The sequence below is a fragment of the Bacillus cereus group sp. MYBK220-1 genome, assembly GCF_051916445.1.
GTDB lineage: Bacteria > Bacillota > Bacilli > Bacillales > Bacillaceae_G > Bacillus_A > Bacillus_A cereus.
Genome location: NZ_JBQAGQ010000003.1, coordinates 23,655 through 45,564 on the forward strand (window position 1 = coordinate 23,655; position 21,910 = coordinate 45,564).

A 21,910-nucleotide genomic window follows, 5' to 3' on the forward strand; every position below is an offset into this window, starting at 1 on the left:
AATCGTTTAAATATTTTGAGGAGGGTTCTAATGGTGAGTATAGAACTCTTCTTTTTTATTCTTACAATATATTTTTATAGGAAAGCTAGAAGGGATGAAAAAATTGGACAATCAACATAACCAAAATCATATTATGGGAACTTTGCAATGGTTTATATTTTTATTAGCAAATTCAATCGCACTACCAATTGTCGTTGGCGGATTATTTCATCTTACGACGGAAGAAATATTTTATTTAATGCAGCGTACGTTTTTGGTAGTTGGTATATCTTCTTTTTTACAAGGATGGCTTGGGCATAGACTGCCAATTGCGGATGGGCCGGCTGGATCTTGGGTTGGTGTATTTACCGTACTTGCTTATGCAACGGCTGGACAAGATCAATTACATAGTACACTGCAAATTTTAGAATTAGGAATGATAATCTCCGGTGTTATTCTAATAGGATTAGGAGTAACTGGTTTTATAGGACGTATTTTATTTTTATTTACGCCGCTTGTGACAGGGACGTTTTTACTTTTATTATGTTTACAATTAAGTGGTGTATTTTTAAAAGGAATGTTAGGAATTACAGCTACTATTTCTCAAATCGACGGATTTACAGCAATGATCGCGTTTAGTATATTTCTGTTCGTTATTATACTATCTAATTTTGGACAAGGCTTTGTCAAAAGTTATGCAGTTTTAATAGGATTAATTAGTGGGTGGGTTATTTTTCTCATTGCAGGAAAAGTGACAATCCCATCTCAAGTAACTCATTTTGTGCAACTTCCACATATATTTGCTTGGGGACTTCCAAAATGGAATACAGGTATGGCTGTATCAAGTTTTGTTATGGTATGTATTTTAGTTTCGAATACGGTGGCAGCTATTATAGCAATTAATCAAGCAACTATTCATAAAGCGACTATTGAACAAAAACAGTTGAAAGATGGAACATGGGTTGGAGGGATTTCGCATATCATCTCTTCTGTATTTTCAACTGTAGGTGTCGTTCCGTTACCAGCAACGGCAGGATTTATACGTTTAACAAAACAAAAGTATATACGATCGTTCTTAATGGCATGTGCGTTACTAGTCGTAATGTCTCTTTTTCCAAGTATTATTCGTTACTTAGCATCTTTACCATCAGCTGTCGCATCGGCTGTTTTAATGGCTTCGTTCGTACAGTTAATTGGAATTGGATTTAATAATATAAAACAAGTGCCGATGAGTGAAAGGAATGTGACGATTTTAGGCGTTGCAGTATTATTTGGCAGCGGCGTTATGTTTTTACCGTCTGGAGCACTCCAATCCTTGCCGTCTGTTATGCAATATATATTCGGTAATGGTTTATTTGTAGGTACGGTTGTAAGTATATTGCTAGAACAAATATGGCGCGTTGGAAATTAAGTGGATAAAAAGAGTGTACGCACTGTATAAAAGTCTAAAATAACATAGGAAATAAAGCCCATTTTCATTCACCACCTGCACATTTCGTTCATACAATATCTTGACTAAATAAACACCCAACTTACACATACACAGCTCTGGCTTAAGCAAGGAGGGTTATACCAGTTGAAGGAAAAAGCGTATCAATCTAAACCTTTACTCACAAAGAGAGAGAGAGAAGTATTTGAATTGCTGGTTCAAGATAAAACAACGAAGGAAATTGCAGGTGAACTTTTTATAAGTGAAAAGACAGTTCGCAACCACATCTCAAACGCAATGCAAAAGCTAGGGGTTAAAGGACGTTCACAAGCAGTTGTGGAGCTTCTTCGTATGGGAGAGCTCGAATTATAAGAAAGCAGCCGACTTTTATATAAAAGTCGGCTATTTTTTTGTTTGCTTCACTTGCTATATGAATGATAAAAACGTTTCATACATAAATAGGTAATAAGGAGGGGATATGTTGAAAAGGATACTGTTAGTTTCAACAAGTGCTCATGATATGAATGGACACCCGACTGGTTTGTGGCTTGAAGAGCTCGCAGCTCCTTATCATGTATTAAAAAAGGCTAAGTTTGATGTTGATATTGTGTCAATAAAAGGCGGGAGAGTACCTATAGATAGAGTGTCTATTCCGAATGGTATACCTCGCGAATTCAAGCATGTAGCTTCTTTATTGCAAAATACGAGGCCGATTTCAAATGTTCATTTTTCGGATTATGATGCGGTTTTATTTGGTGGTGGGCACGGGGCGATTGTAGATTTTCCAGGTAATCCATATGTAGCAAATTTGATTGAGAATATGTATAACAATAACCGGATTGTAGCGGCTGTTTGTCACGGAGTAAGCTCTTTAGTCGGTGTGAAAAATAAGGATGGCTCGTTTTTTGTTGCGGGTAAGCGTATAACAGGTTATACAAACGATGAAGAAAGAGCTGTACATTTAGAAAAGCGCGTTCCGTTTTTGCTAGAAAGTAAGTTGAAAGAAGAAGGAGCTTTGTTTTATGTAGCCCCCAATTTTACGCCGCATGTAGTAGTAGATGGTCATTTAATTACAGGACAAAATCCACAGTCTAGCGTGGAAATAGGTAAGGCTATAAAAAGGGCTGTAAATAAATTATAGAAAAAGTACCCGCTACTAACAAAGGTAGTGGGTATTTTTATCCCTCTATTTTCCAGGTAGTAGGACCGCGATTGGTGAGGGCTAATAATCAGTGGGGGATGAACAAAACTCCCACTGATTAAAGTTTCACTTTATTCTAAAATTCCCGCCTCAAAATTGGTTTGTAACCGTCCAGTTGGTAATAATTGATTATAGTTTTTTATGTATAGTATATGAAAATGTAATAAACTAAAAAGGCATAATGAGTATAATAACTTCATTTATAATCATTCGTGAATTTGCTATACTATTTTGTATGGACAAAAGGGGAGGCTCTTTTAAATGAGAAAAGTCGCATGTGCAAATACTTATATTAATAAAATAAAGCCCATTATTAGAAAGACAAGTTTTAGCCAATTGAAAATAGATGAAATTGCGAAATATATGGATATTAGTAAAGCTACTTTATATAAACGTTTTTCTTCGAAAGATGAAATTATTGAGGCGGTAGTAGAGGATTTCATGAACTATCTACTCGAAGGTGATGCGGATAATCAAGATGAAAGTATGTCATTTACAGAACGTTTCCAAAAGACGTTTATCCATTCTTTAAAATGTGTGACATATATTTCGGATGTTTTTTTGCAAGATTTGAAAGAAGCATATCCGCATTTGTCGGATCAATTAGTCGCTGCCCAACAAAATCGTAATCATAATTTGCAAATGTTTTTTGAAGCGGGTATGGAACAAGGTTATTTTAATAAAATGAATGCACAATTATTTATGGTACAAGATGATGTGATGTTAAGACGTATTATAGATCATTCTTTTTGTATTCAGTACGATATTACGTTAAAGAAAGCGATACTTGATTTTTATCAATTAAAGAAGTATCAACTTTTTAAACCAGAGTATATAGAAGCAATTGATGATTCTGAAATTGAAAAAGAAGTTATTGCTATTTTGCAAATGATTTCGTAAAAAAGCAGATCTCCCTTAATAGAGGAGAATCTGCTTTTTTAGTACATATTATTTTTGCAACTGCTTTAATACTAATTCGGCTACTGGACCACCTGAAGCTGGGTTTTGACCAGTGATAACACGATTATCTTCTAGAGCATAAGCTTCCCACGGTTGCGCGGCTTTTTCGTAAAGTCCTCCATTTTTAATGAGTTCATCTTCTGTTAAAAATGGAACGAATTGATCTAATTCAGCTAATTTTTCTTCTTCATTTGAAAAGCCTGTTACCTTCTTACCGCTAATTAAACGATCCCCATTGCTTAATGTAATATGAAATAAACCAGCAGCTCCATGACAAACGGAAGAAACAATTCCGCCGTTTTCATAAATATTGCGGCTAATATTTTGAAGTTCTTTATTTTCTGGGAAGTCCCAAATAACCCCGTGGCCACCTGCGTAATAAATAACAGCGTAGTCTTCTGGATTCACTTCACTTGGTTTCATTGTAGAACCGAGGCGATTCATAAACTCTTTCTTTTGATACCATTCCCAATCGATGCTCTCCGCCATTGCTAAACTATGTGGATCAATTGGTGTATAACCGCCTTGTGGACTGACGTAATCAACTTCGTAACCCGCTTCTTCTACTTTTTTTACGAAATGTACAGCTTCACCAAGCCAAAGTCCGGTAGCCCTATTTAAATTTGGATATTTTTCTACGCTTGTTAATACAACTAACATTTTTCTCTTCATCATAATCCTCCTATAATGTCTCTTCTATATAAAAGTTCTGTATGCGTTTCGTTTTATTAAGTTAAAAAATGTAAATTTGAATAATCATGCCAGTCCTCCTTATATCGGCTTCGAAATTAGTGTATAATAACTTTTGAACAAAGTAAACTAAAAAGGCTTAATTAGTTTACTTTGTATATTTTTTCGTTGACAAACTGTAATGCTGAAACTATGATAGTTCCATGAATATCGAACAACATACGTGTTTCGTTTCGAATTCAATTTACCCCGCATTAACGGGCAGTAAGACCCCCATCTCAAAATTCAGCGGAAGCAAAGAAGTTAGGTGGGGGGTGGGCTGCCCGTAAAAGCCCGATTGGTGAGGGCTAATAATCAGTGGGGGATGAATACAAACCTCACTGATTAAAGTTTCACTTTATCGCGCGATAAATTAGCAACTTTTACACATTTAATGAAGTTGTTTAGTGGTGATACAACATTTAAATAACTTCATTTTTTTATCTATAGTTTGACAGTTTTAAAATTGCAATCAGGAGAGTGTTACACATGGGGAAAGATATAAGAAACCATTCGAAATGGTTTGTTTTTACATTATGTTTTATTGTTTTGTTAGGACCGATGAACGCTGTGTTATTTAATGTAGCGCTAGAGGATATTGCCAATGATTTATCAATTAGTCAATCGAAAGTAAGCTGGGTTGTAGTAGGGTATTCCTTAGTTGTCGGTATTGGTTCGATAATATATGGAAAGCTGGCTGATCGTTACAGTGTAAAAAGACTATTAATTATTTCTATTATCATATTTGTAGCTGGTTCTATTGTTGGATTTGTGAATCAATCTTATGAAATTATCATTTTCGCAAGGTTAGTGCAGGCGAGCGGGGGAGCAGCGTTTATTGCGCTTAGTATGATTGCGGTGGCGAAATTAGTTGCTCCAGCTAAAAAACCAGGTGCGTTAGCAATGATTAGTTCTTCTATTGCATTAGCGGTTGGTATTGGACCTTTAGTAGGTGGGGCAATTACAAATACGTTAGGGTGGCCGTATTTATTTTTATTTATGGTTATTTCAATGATTGGTATTTTCTTACTCGTAAAATTTATGCCAGAAGAGGCGCGACATACAGATGAAGTGTTTCGCTTTGATTTCATTGGAGCAGTTTTATTATTTGTATTGATTACGACCATTTTATTAGGAGTTAATATTAATAGTGGGCTTTTTGTGTTATCTGTTGTTTTTCTATTTTTATTTAAGGCTCATATGAAGAGAACAGAGTCGCCGTTTATTGATATTGAGTTATTTACAAATAAACCATTACTTCGTTTAATAGCGGTCGGATTTATCATTAATGTGGCGTTATGTGCTAGTTTATTATTATTACCATTACTGTTAGGAAGAGGACATGGATTGTCTCCATTCGTTATTGGAATTGTATTGTTTATTGCATCTCTCTTTGGTATTGTATCTAGTTTTATTACCGGAAAGATTATTCCTTCGTTTGGGAATGTGAAGATGATGTATGTAGCTTCTGTAGTTATGATCATTGGCTTTTTAATTTTAGGGATTATTCCGGACGGGAACTTACTCTTTATTTTATTTGCGGTTATTTTAACATTTATGAGTTATTCGGCAATTCAAGTATCATTAAACACATTTATCCCGAAAACATTAAATCCAGCTAAAGTTGGAGTCGGTCTTGGTTTATATAATTTAATTAACTTTTTCGGTATGGCATTTGGACCAGCTGTAGCGAGCAAAATTATGGAATCTACAAATAGTTATCGATTGAATTTTATTTTGATCGTCATTTTAATTGCTGCTCATTTCTTCTTATTAATGGGAATGTCTTCTTTTCAAAAAAAGATGGAGCAATGAATATGCACTTTATATAGAAGAAACCGACTTTCTTATAGAAGGTCGGTTATTTTTCTATCTTGCAAATTACGAAAAAAAGGAGCAAAATAAAAAAGGTCCTAGTCTATACATGGGAAAATGAAAATTTTCATACAGAAGCATTTGAAGTGAGCGAACTTAAAGTGTGTAAAATATAATGATAAACATAAAAGATGATGAATGAGAAAACGGGTGATGAAGTTGAATAGAGCAATCGGTGTTATCGATTCAGGAGTTGGCGGTTTAACAGTAGCGAAGGAATTAATTCGTCAGTTGCCGAAAGAGCGTATCATATATTTAGGAGATACAGCACGTTGTCCTTATGGTCCACGTTCTCGAGAAGAAGTACGTCAATTTACGTGGGAAATGACAGAGCATTTACTAGATTTAAATATTAAAATGTTAGTTATTGCGTGTAATACAGCAACTGCAGTTGTATTAGAAGAGATGCAAAAACAATTACCAATTCCAGTAGTAGGAGTTATTCACCCAGGATCACGTACAGCTTTAAAAGTGACAAACACGTATCACGTTGGGATTATTGGAACGATTGGAACGGTGAAAAGTGGTGCATACGAAGAGGCGTTAAAGTCTATTAATAACCGTGTTATGGTAGAAAGTTTAGCTTGTCCACCTTTCGTTGAACTTGTAGAGAGTGGGAATTTCGAAAGTGAAATGGCGTATGAAGTTGTAAGAGAAACGTTGCAACCACTGAAAAGTACCGATATTGATACACTTATATTGGGGTGTACACATTATCCGATTTTAGGACCTGTTATTAAAAAAGTAATGGGAGATAAAGTGCAACTAATTAGTTCTGGTGATGAAACAGCACGTGAAGTAAGTACAATCTTATATCATAGTAAAATGTTGAATGAAGGAGAAGAACAAAGCGATCATCTCTTCTTAACAACAGGAAAAATAGGCTTGTTTAAAGAAATTGCATCAAAATGGTTCGGTCAACCGATTGAAAATGTGAAGCATATTCATTTAGAAAAAGAATAATAGTAGAATTTATATAAGTGAGCTCCTGAGAAATCAGGAGTTTTTGTTTTATCTTGCTATTTGCTGGGGAGTAAGACCCCTGTTGATTAAAGTTTCAATTTATAAGAGGCGCAGCTTGTTCTAAAACGTGAAACAGCTCGTATACATAATAGTACAAACTTAGATTTTAGGGGGGAATGGCATGCCTAAATCCACTTTTAAATGGGTTGTTGGTGCTACTGTGAGTGCTGTTTTACTAACAGGGTGTGGCTTTATAAATCAAGAGAAAGCAACTGAACAAATTGATCCGCCAAAACAAGTTACGTATACAGAGGGTGGGAAGAAAGAAGTAGCTAAAAAAGATAAGCAAGGGCAAATGGTAAATAGAGAACTATACCTTGTTGATAAAAATGGTTATGTTGTACCACAAACGTTAGCTATACCTACTCCGAAAGCAAATGAGACTGTGAAGCAAACGTTAGAATACCTTGTGAAAGATGGACCGGTAACGAATTTATTACCGAATGGGTTTCGTGCAGTCATTCCGGCGAATACAACGATGACCTTAGATTTGAAAAAGGACGGAACGGCAGTTATTGATTTCTCTAAAGAAATGAAAAACTATGCGAAAGAAGAAGAGCGTCAAATCGTTGAATCTATAGCTTGGACGTTGACGCAATTTACAGAGATAAAACAAGTGCAGTTCCAAATAAATGGTGAGAAATTGGCAAAGATGCCGGTTGGTGGTACACCGCTTGGTGAAGGAGTGAGCCGTGCAAATGGTATTAACTTCGATGATGAACAAGTAGCAGATGTAACAAATACAAAACCAGTCACACTGTATTTTATGGCGCAAAATAATAATAAACAGCAATACTACGTACCAGTCACACGCCGCGTTGCGGAAGGTAAAGAAAATGACTATGCAACAATTATAGATGAACTTGTAAAAGGTCCGATCCATCAATCGCTCCTGAATGATTTTAATCCAGGCGTTAAGCTTATTACGAATCCGAAATTACAAGACGGAAATCTTACATTAAACTTTAATGAAAATATATTTGTAAACCCAGATAAAAATATGATCTCAAATTACGTATTGAAGTCGTTAGTTTTATCTTTAACAGAAAAGAAAGGTGTGAAAAATATTTCTATTGAAGTGAATGGAAAAGCAAATCTTATAGATGAAAAGGGCGGAAAGTTAATAAAACCTGTAGATCGTCCAGAAAACGTGAATACAGGTAGTTTTTAATCGTCAATAATTTGATATACTTAAGTAAGAAAGAGGAATTGCTTTTTGGGTTCCTCTTCTTTTATTGTATACATATCATACATTTAAATTTGGCTATACTAACAAGTAGTTATGAGGAGGTTATTTTTATGCGAGTAGATGGTAGAGAGAAAACAGAATTACGCCATATACATATTCATACGAATTATTTAAAACATCCAGAAGGATCAGTGTTAATTGAGGTTGGGGATACAAAGGTAATTTGCTCAGCGACAATTGAAGAGCGTGTCCCGCCATTTATGCGTGGAGAAGGAAAGGGCTGGGTAACAGCTGAATATGCGATGATTCCACGTGCGACAGAACAACGTACAATTAGGGAGTCAAGCAAAGGGAAAGTAACAGGACGTACAATGGAAATCCAGCGCTTAATAGGACGAGCATTACGTGCGGTAGTTGATTTAGAAGCGCTTGGCGAGAGAACAGTTTGGATTGACTGTGATGTCATCCAAGCAGATGGTGGAACGAGAACAGCTTCTATTACAGGTGCATATGTAGCGATGGTATTAGCTTTCGAGAAATTATTACAAGCAGAAAAAGTATCTAAAATTCCAGTAAAAGATTATTTAGCAGCAACATCAGTAGGAATTGTTGAAGAGCAAGGTGTTGTTTTAGATTTAAACTATGCAGAAGATTCTAAAGCAGACGTTGATATGAATGTAATTATGACTGGAAAAGGTCAGTTCGTTGAAGTGCAAGGAACTGGAGAAGAAGCGACGTTTAGTAGAGCGCAGTTAAATGAATTACTTGATGCAGCAGAACAAGGCATTTTCCAACTGATTGATATGCAAAAAGAAGCGTTAGGTGACATCGTATCTCATATAGAGTAGAGGTGGAAAGTATGAAACAAGTTGTTGTAGCGACAAAAAATATGGGGAAAGTACGTGAATTTGCTGAGTTATTTGAGCGATTTGATTTAGAAGTGAAATCATTACACGATTTTCCTCATATTGAAGAAGTCGAAGAAACTGGTGAAACATTTGAAGAAAATGCGATCTTAAAAGCGGATAGTTTGAGTAGACAGTTGAATGCAATTGTAATTGCGGATGATTCAGGTCTTATTGTAGATGCGTTAAACGGGAAACCAGGCGTGTATTCAGCTCGTTTTGCTGGAGAGCCAAAAGATGATCAAGCGAATATTGATAAAGTTTTACAAGAATTAAATGAAATACCGTTTGATAAGCGTAAAGCTCGCTTCTACTGTGCATTAGCAGTAGCTTTCCCTGAAGGTGATAAAAAGCCTGTCATTGTAAACGGGACATGTGAAGGATTTATTTTAGAACAACGCCGCGGAGAAAATGGCTTTGGATACGATCCGATCTTTTATGTGGAAGAGTACAAAAAAGCAATGGCGGAATTAAGTTCAGATGAAAAAAATGCTATTAGTCACCGCGGACGTGCTCTTCGTAAGTTAGAAGAAAAAATCCCGGAATGGTTTTTAGGAGAATAAGGGAGAGAGAATGATGAAAGCTTTAATCGTAAGCGATAGTCATAGCTCTGTGAAGGAATTACAGCAGTTGAAAGAGAAGTATGAAGGGAAAGTAGATATCATGATTCATTGCGGTGATTCAGAGCTAACATCTGCTCATGAAGAACTGCAAGGTTTCCATGTTGTAAAAGGAAACTGTGATTATGCTAACTTTCAAGATGAAATTGTAACTGATGTAGATGGAATTCGCTTCTTAGTTGTGCATGGACATCGCCATAATGTGAAAATGACATTACAAACGCTAGCGTACCATGCTGAAGAAGTGGGAGCACAAGTTGCATGCTTCGGACATTCTCACGTATTAGGTGCGGAATTAATCGAGGGCGTTTTATTTATTAATCCAGGCAGTATTTTATTACCACGTCAGCGTGTAGAAAAGACATTTGCTTTATTAGAAATGGATGAAAATCAAATGGAAGTTCGTTTTGAAACGTTAGACGGACAACTAGTTGAACAGGCAGTTTTTAAAAGAGGATAAGAAAATTTATCCTCTTTTAAAAAAGGTGTTGACTTTATGTGTGGTTATACATATAATAAATATTGTCGATAGGGCAACGGCGCTAACGAAGAAAAGAAAATAACATATGCGGGTGTAGTTTAGTGGTAAAACAAGAGCCTTCCAAGCTCTGGTCGAGAGTTCGATTCTCTTCACCCGCTCCATGTCCCAGTAGCTCAGCCGGATAGAGCATACGCCTTCTAAGCGTACGGTCGGGAGTTCGAATCTCTCCTGGGACGCTAAAAAAACCTTGTTATCTTTTGATAACAAGGTTTTTTGTTTGGGTTATAAGTGTAGTTCATGCTTAATATTTGCGACCTTTCCTTTGATATTAAGCAGTTGCATATGTACTTCTTTTTCTTAAATAAAAAGAGGACCATTTATGCGCCCTATTCCTCTTATTTAATTTAAAGAATCAATAGGTTTATGATGGAACTCAAATCCATATCCAGATTCTCTTAATTGTTTACTTACAATATTATAAAACTCTTTACCATTCTAGTACGATTGAGCAGCAGTTATCGGAACTTATCCCTGTGAGTGTGTTACAATTAATAGAAGCGGAAAACGAGAATCTCCAATTGACTGGACCTGTGATTGGTTAGATGGTTTAAGAAGGTCGTATAAAAAAGGGAGATGGCGCAAAGATGGCGAGATCAAATGAGAATGATTTAACGGAGAAATTGGCAGAAGGCCACCGAAAATATGGTGATGGCAATTTTACAGTACAGAACATCGGTGATGAAACTAACCCGAATTGGACTGTCGTAAAAAATGTGAGGAAGGGATCGGCAGGCATTCGCGAAGGAGAAGATATATTAAGACTGCGATCAAAATATATAAAATAGTACGGAAATGGGCGGAGCGGGAGTTCGAATCTCTCCTGGTACGCTACAAAAACCTTGTTATCTTTTGATAACAAGGTTTTCTGTTTAGTTATTAATAAACTTCTCAAATACAAAACCATAATCTTTCACATTATATTGTTTCTTCGTATCAACAAGCCAGTTAAAGGCAATCTCGTTCATTTCTTTAAATTGCTCTGCTAAATTTACTTGTGCGTTTGAAATGCGGCTAAAGGCATTAGATGCCATATCTAAACTTTTATGTGCATATTGTAATGTAATATCGTTGTCGTATGAAATTTCTTCGATTTTAAGTAAAGCCTTATATAAATCTTTTAATTCTTCAATATGTTTTTTATGAACATCAATTGAGTAATGTTCATCGCCCATTTGAAACTTAATTTCTACATCTAAATCAATCGTTCCTGCAGTTTCAAGTGCTACGTTTTTAATTTGATATTTGCTATAACTAAAGCGGCGTAGTGTACGTTTTTTACTTGTTGCGCTTGTACCGTCTAAGTGAATTAACCCTTTGTTTGTGAAGCAATATTCATCTGATTTCGATTTAATTAGAAAGTAAATTTTCTCCCCATCTTCATGCATTACATAATCATCGGCATCGACCTTATCATAGTCTTTAGGTGTAATAACAGAACCTACATCGCTTAGTCCTAATACATCTGCGGCCATTTTTTTAAACATATATAATCCCCCTTGTAAATTAAATTCTTAATTGTACAAAAATATATTAACATGATTTTCATCCTTTGTTTTCTTGTAATACGAAAATATCTGAAGGTAAGTTAAGAAAAGTAATGAATAATTATTTTGATCCTAAATTATTTAGTAAATCTATTAGTTTAAGATTGGATTCTCCGAAAAATAACCAAGAGAAAAAAGTTAATTTTGCAAGTGATTATAGAGAAATTCCGTGAAAGCACCTCAAGCTATGTGAGGTGTTTTTCTATCCTCTTTTGAAATCTTACAATTCTGTAAGGTAACTGTAAGGTAGTTCGATGGTAACAAATTGCTAATCTTTTATAATGAAGATAACAACGATAAAACGAGGAGGCAGAAATGATGAAAGGATTAGTTGTAACGGGCTTAACGGTTGCTTTTGGATTTGTAGCGTATGAGAAATTAACGTATGTAGTTGATGTTGTGAAACATTTGATTGCTTAGAGAAAACAGCCATGAGAGGGAAAGGGAATGAGTGAATGAATGGAATGGTTATTTGGAATTATAGGTACTTGTAGTGTAGTGTTATTGTTCTTTGTCCCAAGTGGTATACTTAGTTCGACAACAAGTTTGTTCTTCTTAAGTTTGTTTGCTTGTACGATGCTTATTATTATGTTTTTAATGAAGCGAAGTAAACCAATCTTCTATTTTAGCATGATTGTTATGGCAATTATTGTTCTCCAAATTATTACCCTTGTAATATACCCCACAATTATAAAAGCTTTCCATTAATGATGAATCCTCTGCGTTTGTTGCTGGGGATTTTTATTTGTACAATTTTAATTTTTAGTAGAGATTTATTCGTATTGGAATGTAAAAATTAAATATTTTCATATTTCAAACAAATAATTTGGGGATGTTGTGTTCTCATTACGCATTTGATATATTTACTTTGAACATAATTAAAATCAAGAAAAAGAGGCGGACGTATGGATAAAAAAGAAAATACGGTCGTATTGTTTCCGCAGCTATCAGAGCGCTATATTGATGAAGGTTTTTTAGCGTTGAAAGAGCGGAAGTTCGAAGATGCATTGCGCTGCTTTGAAATATTACGTCAGTATAATGCGGAAACGGAACAAACGGAATTAGCTTCAGTTATTTGTTTACTCGAATTAAAACGTATGGAAGAAGCGAAAGACAAATGTGAACAGTTGCTTAAAACAGGAGTTGTCTTATTTGGTGATATTCTTGAAACGTACGTGACTATTTTAGTTCAAACAAATGATTATGAAGGTGTTATTGAAACTGTTGAAAAGGTTTTACAAACGAAAGATATAATGCCTGATCAAAAGGAAAAATTAGCGCAGCTTGCTTTATTTGCAGAAGGTATGCTAAATGAGGGAGACGCATCGCTAGTGGATTCAAATTTTGAGTTGAATGAGTTTACTAATGAAATTTTTGGAGAAAACTTTGGACAGAAGCTAAGAGCGATTCAGCGACTTTCATTAAAAGACTTAGATCTTGCATTACCTGTTTTAAAGAAATTTTTAATAGATGAAGAGCAACACCCCTATTTGAAAACTTCTATTTTGTATAAAATGATAGAAAGTCAGGTAGAAGAGGAAATAGAGGTAGAAAAGTTTGGGAATACGATTAAGGTAATTCCAGCATTTACAGGTCATAATGAGGAGCAATCCAATAACATTATACATAAATTATCAAGTCGATTAGAGCAAAATTATCCCGATATATTTGAAGCGATGGTTACATATTGGAAAGAATTGCAAATTAGCATTTTCCCATTCGCTCTATTAATGGATAAAGAAGAGATTTGGTCAGCTGTTTTAGAGAGAATTGGAAGAAAGCGTTTCGGATTGGCTATTGATGAAGAAGAGCTTATGGCAGCATACAATATCGAATTGGAAGAGTTTCATATTGCCTATCAATGGTTATTACGTGTTGAAAGAGAAGGATATTTGCCCGTATAATTATGAAAAAGAATCGTTCAGTTCTTGAAACGAGCATATTCTATGTTATAATGTAAGGGTTGCAAAAGGCAGAAAACTGCCTGTTTGTAAGAGAAGAGAAGTGTAATTCTCTTACTTAATATGTTTCATATTATTCTCGAACAAAATATACCGTAGTTGTCTTCTGGGCAATTAGTAGATTGGAACATTATATCTGAAAGCTTTTGCTAGAGGATTATTTGTGTATTTGTTATTTCAAAAAAGAGATAATGAAGATCTTAATCTATAGAGGTATGTGCATACATTATTATAGTTGGAGGGAAAGAATAAATGTCTACAAAATGGGAAAAATTAGAAGGTAACGTTGGCGTTTTAACAATCGAAGTTGATGCTAAAGAAGTAAACAACTCTATCGACGCTGCGTTCAAAAAAGTAGTAAAAACAATTAACGTACCAGGTTTCCGTAAAGGAAAAATGCCTCGTCCATTATTCGAACAACGCTTTGGTATTGAATCTTTATACCAAGATGCTTTAGATATCATTTTACCAAAAGCATACGGTGAAGCGATTGAAGAAGCTGGTATCTTCCCAGTTGATCATCCTGAAATCGACATCGAGAAGTTCGAAAAAAATGCTAACCTTATCTTCACTGCAAAAGTTACAGTGAAACCTGAAGTTAAATTAGGTGAGTACAAAGGTTTAGCAGTAGAAAAAGTTGAAACAACTGTAACTGACGAAGATGTAGAGAACGAATTAAAATCTTTACAAGAACGTCAAGCTGAACTAGTTGTTAAAGAAGAAGGAACTGTTGAAAACGGTGATACAGCTGTAATCGACTTCGAAGGTTTCGTTGATGGCGAAGCATTTGAAGGCGGAAAAGGCGAAAACTACTCTCTAGCAATCGGTTCTGGTACATTCATCCCAGGTTTCGAAGAGCAAGTAATCGGTCTTAAATCTGGTGAGTCTAAAGACGTTGAAGTATCATTCCCAGAAGAGTACCATGCTGCTGAATTAGCTGGCAAACCAGCAACATTCAAAGTAACAATTCACGAAATCAAAACAAAAGAACTTCCTGAGTTAAACGACGAGTTCGCTAAAGAAGCAGACGAAGCGGTTGCAACTCTTGATGAATTAAAAGCAAAACTTCGCACAAACTTAGAAGAAGGCAAAAAGCACGAAGCTGAGCACAAAGTACGTGACGAAGTAGTAGAATTAGCTGCTGCTAACGCTGAAATCGAAATTCCAGAAGCTATGATCAACACTGAGTTAGATCGTATGGTTCGTGAATTCGAGCAACGTTTAAGCCAACAAGGTATGAACCTTGAGCTTTACTACCAATTCACAGGTACTGATGCTGACAAATTAAAAGAGCAAATGAAAGAAGATGCACAAAAACGTGTAAGAATCAATCTTGTTCTTGAAGCTATCATTGAAGCTGAAAACATCGAAGTTACTGAAGAAGAAGTAACTGCAGAAGTTGAAAAAATGGCTGAAATGTACGGTATGCCAGTAGACGCTATCAAGCAAGCTCTTGGAAGCGTAGACGCTTTAGCTGAAGATCTTAAAGTGCGTAAAGCTGTAGACTTCTTAGTAGAAAACGCTGCATAATAAAATAACAAGGCACGATTAAAATCGTGCCTTGTTTTATAAATATAGAAATATATTTATAAAACTTTTCGATGGAGAAGGAAAAGTTCCTTTACAAGTCGAATATACATATTTCAAAAGTTTTAAAAATTTTTTATTTGTACATAACTAGTCATATTATTTGTATTTCTCGCCACGTAGTGACATAATATGTATTTACATACGATACATTTATCGTGTACATACGAAGGCAAGAGGTTAGCACTTTGTAAGGGGTGTGAAAATATGTTTAAATTTAATGATGAAAAAGGGCAATTAAAATGTTCTTTCTGTGGTAAAACACAAACGCAAGTTCGAAAGTTAGTGGCAGGTCCAGGTGTTTACATTTGTGACGAGTGTATCGAACTTTGTACTGAAATTGTACAAGAGGAGCTTGCGAAGGACGAAGAAGTAGAATTCAAAGATGTACCGAAACCGGTAGAAATTCGTGAAATCTTAGATGAGTATGTCATCGGGCAAGATAGCGCGAAAAAAGCACTAGCGGTAGCGGTATATAACCATTACAAACGCATTAATTCTAACAGCAAAATTGATGATGTAGAATTAGCGAAGAGTAATATCGCACTTATCGGGCCAACAGGTAGTGGTAAAACATTACTGGCACAAACTTTAGCGCGTATTTTAAATGTTCCATTTGCAATCGCGGACGCAACATCTTTAACAGAAGCTGGATATGTTGGGGAAGATGTAGAAAATATCTTACTAAAATTAATTCAAGCAGCTGATTATGATGTAGAGAAAGCGGAAAAAGGAATTATTTATATTGATGAGATTGATAAAGTGGCACGTAAGTCCGAAAATCCATCAATTACACGTGATGTATCTGGTGAAGGTGTGCAGCAGGCACTTCTGAAAATTTTAGAAGGTACTGTAGCAAGCGTTCCACCTCAAGGTGGTCGTAAGCATCCGCACCAAGAGTTTATTCAAATTGATACAACGAACATCTTATTCATTTGTGGTGGGGCGTTTGATGGCATTGAGCCGATTATTAAACGTCGCCTTGGTGAAAAAGTAATTGGATTTGGTTCTGAGAAGAAAAATGCTGATGTAAATGAGAAGCATGTTTTATCTCACGTATTACCAGAGGATCTTTTAAGATTTGGTTTAATTCCAGAGTTTATCGGTCGTCTTCCAGTTATTGCGAACCTAGAGCCACTTGATGAAGATGCTCTTGTTGATATTTTAACGAAACCGAAAAATGCACTTGTTAAGCAATTCCAAAAATTATTGGAGCTTGACGATGTTGAGTTAGAGTTTGAAGAAGGTGCACTAATCGAAATTGCGAAAAAAGCAATTGAACGTAAAACGGGTGCTCGTGGACTTCGTTCTATTATTGAAGGCTTAATGCTTGATGTAATGTTCGAACTTCCATCTCGTAAAGATATCGAGAAGTGTATTCTTACAAAAGAAACAGTAGCTGATAATGAGCCGCCAAAATTGGTGTTACAAGACGGTACTGTACTTGATACAAAAACATCTGCATAATGAGAAAGGGAAACAGCAATTTTTATAATTGCTGTTTTTCTTTATGTTTAGCTACGTTCCTCCGCGGAAATACTAAGAGATAAAATATTGCGGGAGGAAATAAATAATGAGCTGGACAAATATATTTTTAGTTGTTCAACTTGTTTTTGGTGTAATTGTCGGATTGTATTTCTGGCATTTACTTCGAAATCAACGAACACAAAAAGTTTCAATTGATCGAGAATCGAAAAAAGAATTAGAACAGCTTCGTAAAATGCGTGAGATTTCTTTAACAGAACCGCTAGCAGAAAAGGTGCGTCCTACAACCTTTTTAGATATTGTAGGGCAAGAGGACGGAATTAAGTCGTTAAAAGCGGCTCTTTGTGGTCCGAATCCGCAACATGTAATCATATATGGCCCGCCAGGTGTTGGGAAAACAGCGGCAGCACGTCTTGTATTAGAAGAAGCGAAACGAAATCCTAAATCTCCATTTCGTACGAATGCAACATTTATTGAACTTGATGCGACAACAGCTCGGTTTGATGAACGTGGTATCGCAGACCCTTTAATAGGTTCGGTGCATGATCCGATTTATCAAGGTGCTGGGGCGATGGGGCAAGCAGGTATTCCGCAACCGAAAAAAGGTGCTGTAACAGATGCACATGGTGGTATTTTGTTTATTGATGAGATTGGCGAGCTCCATCCGATTCAAATGAATAAAATGTTAAAGGTGTTAGAAGATCGAAAAGTATTTTTAGAAAGTGCGTACTATAGTGAAGAAAATACGATGATCCCAACATATATACATGATATTTTCCAAAAAGGCTTACCGGCAGATTTTCGCTTAGTTGGAGCAACGACACGTTCGCCAGAGGAAATTCCTCCTGCTATTCGGTCACGTTGCTTAGAAGTATTTTTCCGTGAATTAGATACGGAAGAAATTCAAAAAGTAGCGAAAAATGCCGCGGAAAAAGTGGAAATGCAAATAGGTGAAAATGGTATTGAAATGATCGGGATGTATGCAAGGAATGGACGAGAAGCGATTAATCTCGTGCAAATCTCTGCTGGTATGGCGATAAATGAAGAACGTTCTTTCATTAAGGATGAAGATATAGAGTGGGTTGTTCACTCAAGTCAGCTTACACCGAAATATGAAAAGCACATTTATCCGATTCCAAGGATTGGTCTTGTAAATGGTCTTGCTGTATACGGACCAAATACAGGTGCGTTATTAGAAATTGAAGTAACAGCAATCAAGGCGAAAGATAAAGGATCGGTAAATGTTACCGGAATTGTGGAAGAAGAAAGTATTGGTAGTCAAACGAAATCGATTCGTCGTAAAAGTATGGCGAAAGGCTCTGTTGATAATGTATTAACAGTACTTCGTTCTTTAGATGTGTTGCCAGAAGGATATGATATACATATTAATTTTCCAGGTGGTATCCCAATTGATGGACCTTCTGCAGGAATCGCTATGGCAACAGGTGTATATTCTGCGGTGCACCGCACGTATGTAAATAATGAAGTAGCGATGACAGGGGAAATAAGTATACACGGAGAAGTAAAACCTATTGGTGGCGTGTACGCAAAAATAAAAGCTGCGAAAAAAGCGGGAGCTAAGAAAGTCATTATTCCTGCTGAAAATATGCAACCATTTTTGTATACGATTAAGGGAATTGAAATTATTCCTGTCCGTAAGTTAAAAGAAGTATTTGAGTTAACGTTTATGCAAGAAAATATGCATAGAGAGCTAGATGTACATACTCACGTAGACGAAACAGATGCACAATCTATGTAAAAATAAACAATAATAAAATTTGCCAGACTTCGTTTAAGTTTGTATGCTTAATCGGAGTCTTTTTTCTTTTCGTGAGGTAGAAAAACAAGCTATTTACAATTGCGCGGAATCTCAGCAATTGCATCTAGGTGTATTGTAATATAAAATAGTTGAACAGGAGTTTAATTTATTATGGAGGTGCTATGTCTAGTATGAATACGAACGAAAGAATCGTGCCCCTCCTACCATTAAGAGGCGTTCTCGTATATCCAACGATGGTTTTGCATCTTGATGTAGGACGTGATAAATCGATACAAGCACTAGAGCAGGCGGCAATGGATGAAAATATCATCTTTTTAGCAATGCAAAAAGAAATGAATATCGATGATCCGAAAGAAGATGACATATATAGTGTAGGTACGGTGGCGAAAGTGAAGCAAATGTTAAAATTGCCGAACGGTACGCTTCGTGTCCTTGTGGAAGGTTTACATAGAGCAGAAGTAATAGAGTTTATCGAAGAAGAAAATGTAGTACAAGTGTCTATTAAAACGGTAACTGAAGAAGTAGAAGATGATTTAGAAGAGAAAGCTTTTATGCGTACGTTACTGGAGCATTTCGAACAATATATTAAAGTCTCGAAAAAAGTTTCAAATGAAACATTTGCAACGGTAGCTGATGTGGAAGAACCAGGGAGATTAGCTGATTTAATTGCTTCTCACTTGCCGATTAAAACGAAGCAGAAACAAGAGATTCTAGAGATTGTATCTGTAAAAGAACGATTACAAACACTTATTTCAATTATTCAAGATGAACAAGAGTTACTTAGCCTAGAAAAGAAAATTGGGCAAAAAGTGAAACGTTCCATGGAGCGCACGCAAAAAGAATATTTCTTACGTGAGCAAATGAAGGCGATTCAAACTGAACTTGGCGACAAAGAAGGCAAGGGCGGAGAAGTAGAAGAACTTCGTGAGAAAATTGAACAGTCAGGAATGCCGGAAGAAACAATGAAGGCTGCGCTGAAAGAATTAGATCGTTATGAAAAGTTACCAGCAAGTTCTGCGGAGAGTGGTGTTATTCGCAATTATATTGATTGGTTATTAGCGCTTCCGTGGACAGAGGCAACAGAAGATATAATTGATCTTGCTCATTCGGAAGAGATTTTAAATAACGATCATTACGGTCTTGAAAAAGTGAAAGAGCGTGTACTTGAATATTTAGCTGTACAGAAGTTAACGAATTCATTAAAAGGACCTATCCTTTGTTTAGTAGGCCCTCCTGGGGTCGGCAAAACTTCGTTAGCGCGTTCAATTGCAACATCATTGAATCGTAACTTCGTCCGTGTATCTCTTGGTGGTGTGCGTGATGAATCTGAAATTCGTGGTCACCGCCGTACATATGTTGGAGCAATGCCAGGACGCATTATTCAAGGTATGAAAAAGGCGAAAACAGTTAATCCAGTCTTCTTATTAGATGAGATTGATAAAATGTCTAACGATTTCCGTGGAGATCCATCAGCGGCATTACTTGAAGTATTAGATCCAGAACAAAACCATAACTTCAGTGATCATTACATTGAAGAGCCATATGATCTATCAAAAGTTATGTTTGTAGCAACTGCTAATACACTTTCAAGTATTCCAGGTCCATTACTTGACCGTATGGAAATCATTTCGATTGCTGGCTATACAGAACTTGAAAAAGTACACATTGCTCGTGAGCATTTATTGCCGAAACAATTAAAAGAACATGGCTTACGAAAAGGTAATTTACAAGTGCGTGATGAAGCGCTGCTTGAGATTATTCGTTATTATACACGTGAGGCTGGTGTTCGTACGCTAGAGCGCCAAATTGCAAAAGTTTGCCGTAAAGTAGCGAAGATTATCGTTACAGCAGAACGTAAACGTATCGTTGTGACAGAGAAAAAGATTGTTGATTTACTTGGTAAACACATATTCCGTTATGGGCAAGCTGAAAAAACAGACCAAGTTGGTATGGCAACAGGTCTAGCTTACACAGCAGCAGGCGGCGATACACTTGCCATTGAAGTTTCTGTAGCGCCAGGAAAAGGGAAACTAATTTTAACAGGGAAACTTGGGGATGTTATGAAAGAATCAGCACAAGCTGCGTTTAGTTATATACGTTCTCGTGCAGAAGAGCTTCAGATCGATCCGAATTTCCATGAGAAAAATGATATTCATATTCACGTTCCAGAAGGAGCGGTTCCAAAAGACGGACCGTCAGCAGGTATTACGATGGCAACGGCACTTATTTCTGCGCTAACAGGTATTCCTGTAAGTAAAGAAGTGGGTATGACAGGTGAAATTACACTTCGTGGTCGTGTATTACCAATTGGTGGTTTAAAAGAAAAAACATTAAGTGCTCACCGCGCAGGCTTAACAAAAATTATTTTGCCAGCAGAAAACGAGAAAGATTTAGATGATATTCCAGAGAGCGTAAAAGAAAACCTTACGTTTGTGCTTGCATCTCATTTAGATGAAGTATTGGAGCACGCATTAGTAGGAGTGAAACAATGAAAGTAACAAAAGCAGATATTGTAATTAGTGCTGTTAAACCAGAACAATATCCAGACAGTGATTTACCAGAAATTGCATTAGCAGGTCGTTCAAATGTGGGGAAGTCTTCCTTTATTAATAAAATTTTAAATCGTAAAAAGTTAGTACGTATTTCTTCTAAACCAGGAAAAACGCAAACGCTGAACTTTTTCTTAATCAATGAGATGATGCACTTTGTTGACGTTCCAGGTTATGGATATGCGAAAGTATCTAAATCGGAGCGCGCTGCATGGGGGAAAATGATTGAAACGTACTTTACAACGCGTGAACAATTAGACGCAGCTGTATTAGTAGTTGATTTACGTCACCAACCAACAAGTGATGACGTGATGATGTATGATTTCTTAAAGCATTATGAAATCCCAACAATTATTATTGCGACGAAAGCCGATAAAATTCCGAAAGGGAAATGGCAAAAGCATTTAAAAGTTGTAAAAGAAACGCTTGCTGTTGAAATTGGCGATGAAATTGTTCTATTCTCTTCTGAAACAGGACTTGGAAAAGAAGAAGCGTGGAAAGCAATTCATAAATTTACAAAAACAAAAAACGCGTGACGAATGTCGCGCGTTTT

Annotated in this window: 20 protein-coding genes, 2 tRNA genes and 1 pseudogene; 20 read left to right on the forward strand and 3 right to left on the reverse strand. The window is 36.2% G+C overall.

The features are described from left to right. The first annotated feature begins 94 nt into the window (after nucleotides 1-94). From ACTFRU_RS13785 to ACTFRU_RS13800, 4 genes are all read left to right on the forward strand, one after another. Nucleotides 95-1,390 carry a purine/pyrimidine permease gene (locus ACTFRU_RS13785; protein ID WP_002024861.1) on the forward strand — a complete coding sequence of 432 codons (1,296 nt, stop codon included), beginning with the start codon at nucleotides 95-97 and terminating at the stop codon, nucleotides 1,388-1,390. A 165-nt stretch (nucleotides 1,391-1,555) separates the two neighbouring features. Then, on the forward strand, nucleotides 1,556-1,780 hold the full coding sequence (gene gerE / locus ACTFRU_RS13790) for a spore germination transcription factor GerE (RefSeq protein WP_000659484.1): 225 nt from the start codon (nucleotides 1,556-1,558) through the stop codon (nucleotides 1,778-1,780). Nucleotides 1,781-1,886: 106 nt separating this feature from the next. Continuing rightward, complete coding sequence (locus ACTFRU_RS13795; RefSeq protein WP_000919610.1) at nucleotides 1,887-2,549, forward strand: type 1 glutamine amidotransferase domain-containing protein; 663 nt, start codon at nucleotides 1,887-1,889, stop codon at nucleotides 2,547-2,549. A gap of 321 nt (nucleotides 2,550-2,870) precedes the next feature. After that, complete coding sequence (locus ACTFRU_RS13800) at nucleotides 2,871-3,509, forward strand: TetR/AcrR family transcriptional regulator (protein ID WP_001233006.1); 639 nt, start codon at nucleotides 2,871-2,873, stop codon at nucleotides 3,507-3,509. Nucleotides 3,510-3,557: 48 nt separating this feature from the next. Here the strand turns inward: ACTFRU_RS13800 and ACTFRU_RS13805 are convergent, their stop codons facing one another. Then, nucleotides 3,558-4,241 (reverse strand): type 1 glutamine amidotransferase domain-containing protein, encoded by a 684-nt coding sequence (locus ACTFRU_RS13805; RefSeq protein ID WP_000823848.1) that lies wholly within the window; start codon nucleotides 4,239-4,241, stop codon nucleotides 3,558-3,560. A 546-nt stretch (nucleotides 4,242-4,787) separates the two neighbouring features. Between ACTFRU_RS13805 and ACTFRU_RS13810 the strand changes: the two genes are divergently transcribed. The 8 genes from ACTFRU_RS13810 (at nucleotide 4,788) to ACTFRU_RS13845 (ending at nucleotide 10,627) form a co-directional block, all read left to right on the forward strand. Beyond that, the gene (locus tag ACTFRU_RS13810; protein ID WP_006921220.1) at nucleotides 4,788-6,113 is read left to right on the forward strand and encodes an MFS transporter; all 1,326 of its coding nucleotides are present in this window, start codon (nucleotides 4,788-4,790) and stop codon (nucleotides 6,111-6,113) included. 213 nt (nucleotides 6,114-6,326) lie between these two features. After that, nucleotides 6,327-7,136, forward strand: a complete 810-nt coding sequence (gene racE / locus ACTFRU_RS13815) for a glutamate racemase (RefSeq protein WP_000774005.1) — start codon at nucleotides 6,327-6,329, stop codon at nucleotides 7,134-7,136. A gap of 181 nt (nucleotides 7,137-7,317) precedes the next feature. Beyond that, the gene (gene gerM / locus ACTFRU_RS13820; protein WP_001126748.1) at nucleotides 7,318-8,367 is read left to right on the forward strand and encodes a spore germination protein GerM; all 1,050 of its coding nucleotides are present in this window, start codon (nucleotides 7,318-7,320) and stop codon (nucleotides 8,365-8,367) included. Nucleotides 8,368-8,495: 128 nt separating this feature from the next. Beyond that, nucleotides 8,496-9,233 carry a ribonuclease PH gene (gene rph / locus ACTFRU_RS13825; protein WP_001261765.1) on the forward strand — a complete coding sequence of 246 codons (738 nt, stop codon included), beginning with the start codon at nucleotides 8,496-8,498 and terminating at the stop codon, nucleotides 9,231-9,233. Nucleotides 9,234-9,244: 11 nt separating this feature from the next. Continuing rightward, on the forward strand, nucleotides 9,245-9,853 hold the full coding sequence (locus ACTFRU_RS13830) for an XTP/dITP diphosphatase (protein WP_000815939.1): 609 nt from the start codon (nucleotides 9,245-9,247) through the stop codon (nucleotides 9,851-9,853). Nucleotides 9,854-9,866: 13 nt separating this feature from the next. Then, entirely contained in the window at nucleotides 9,867-10,370 is a 504-nt protein-coding gene (locus ACTFRU_RS13835) for a metallophosphoesterase (RefSeq protein ID WP_000645511.1), read from the forward strand. 108 nt (nucleotides 10,371-10,478) lie between these two features. Then, nucleotides 10,479-10,552, forward strand: a tRNA-Gly gene (locus ACTFRU_RS13840). Between the two features lies 1 nt (nucleotide 10,553). Beyond that, a tRNA-Arg gene (locus tag ACTFRU_RS13845) sits at nucleotides 10,554-10,627 on the forward strand. A 163-nt stretch (nucleotides 10,628-10,790) separates the two neighbouring features. Here the strand turns inward: ACTFRU_RS13845 and ACTFRU_RS13850 are convergent. Beyond that, a pseudogene (locus ACTFRU_RS13850) lies at nucleotides 10,791-10,883 on the reverse strand (DUF6572 domain-containing protein); the annotation flags it as partial. A gap of 152 nt (nucleotides 10,884-11,035) precedes the next feature. On the opposite strand from ACTFRU_RS13850, the gene ACTFRU_RS13855 reads away from it, so the two are divergent. Continuing rightward, on the forward strand, nucleotides 11,036-11,236 hold the full coding sequence (locus ACTFRU_RS13855; RefSeq protein ID WP_000124460.1) for a hypothetical protein: 201 nt from the start codon (nucleotides 11,036-11,038) through the stop codon (nucleotides 11,234-11,236). An 84-nt stretch (nucleotides 11,237-11,320) separates the two neighbouring features. Here the strand turns inward: ACTFRU_RS13855 and ACTFRU_RS13860 are convergent, their stop codons facing one another. Further along, on the reverse strand, nucleotides 11,321-11,935 hold the full coding sequence (locus ACTFRU_RS13860) for a PH domain-containing protein (RefSeq protein ID WP_000473869.1): 615 nt from the start codon (nucleotides 11,933-11,935) through the stop codon (nucleotides 11,321-11,323). A gap of 519 nt (nucleotides 11,936-12,454) precedes the next feature. On the opposite strand from ACTFRU_RS13860, the gene ACTFRU_RS13865 reads away from it, so the two are divergent. From ACTFRU_RS13865 to ysxC, 7 genes are all read left to right on the forward strand, one after another. Further along, on the forward strand, nucleotides 12,455-12,703 hold the full coding sequence (locus tag ACTFRU_RS13865) for a hypothetical protein (protein ID WP_001983650.1): 249 nt from the start codon (nucleotides 12,455-12,457) through the stop codon (nucleotides 12,701-12,703). 197 nt (nucleotides 12,704-12,900) lie between these two features. Then, nucleotides 12,901-13,899, forward strand: a complete 999-nt coding sequence (locus ACTFRU_RS13870) for a hypothetical protein (RefSeq protein ID WP_000358279.1) — start codon at nucleotides 12,901-12,903, stop codon at nucleotides 13,897-13,899. Nucleotides 13,900-14,208: 309 nt separating this feature from the next. After that, the gene (gene tig / locus ACTFRU_RS13875) at nucleotides 14,209-15,486 is read left to right on the forward strand and encodes a trigger factor (protein ID WP_000105215.1); all 1,278 of its coding nucleotides are present in this window, start codon (nucleotides 14,209-14,211) and stop codon (nucleotides 15,484-15,486) included. A gap of 264 nt (nucleotides 15,487-15,750) precedes the next feature. Further along, nucleotides 15,751-17,010 (forward strand): ATP-dependent protease ATP-binding subunit ClpX, encoded by a 1,260-nt coding sequence (gene clpX / locus ACTFRU_RS13880; protein ID WP_000472289.1) that lies wholly within the window; start codon nucleotides 15,751-15,753, stop codon nucleotides 17,008-17,010. A gap of 106 nt (nucleotides 17,011-17,116) precedes the next feature. Next, nucleotides 17,117-18,787, forward strand: a complete 1,671-nt coding sequence (gene lonB, locus ACTFRU_RS13885) for an ATP-dependent protease LonB (protein ID WP_000119170.1) — start codon at nucleotides 17,117-17,119, stop codon at nucleotides 18,785-18,787. A 182-nt stretch (nucleotides 18,788-18,969) separates the two neighbouring features. After that, a complete protein-coding gene (gene lon, locus ACTFRU_RS13890; RefSeq protein ID WP_000097285.1) occupies nucleotides 18,970-21,300 on the forward strand; it encodes an endopeptidase La in 2,331 nt (776 codons plus the stop codon). Continuing rightward, nucleotides 21,297-21,893, forward strand: a complete 597-nt coding sequence (gene ysxC / locus ACTFRU_RS13895; protein ID WP_000869116.1) for a ribosome biogenesis GTP-binding protein YsxC — start codon at nucleotides 21,297-21,299, stop codon at nucleotides 21,891-21,893. Before lon ends, ysxC begins: the two co-directional genes overlap by 4 nt. Nucleotides 21,894-21,910: the final 17 nt, after the last annotated feature.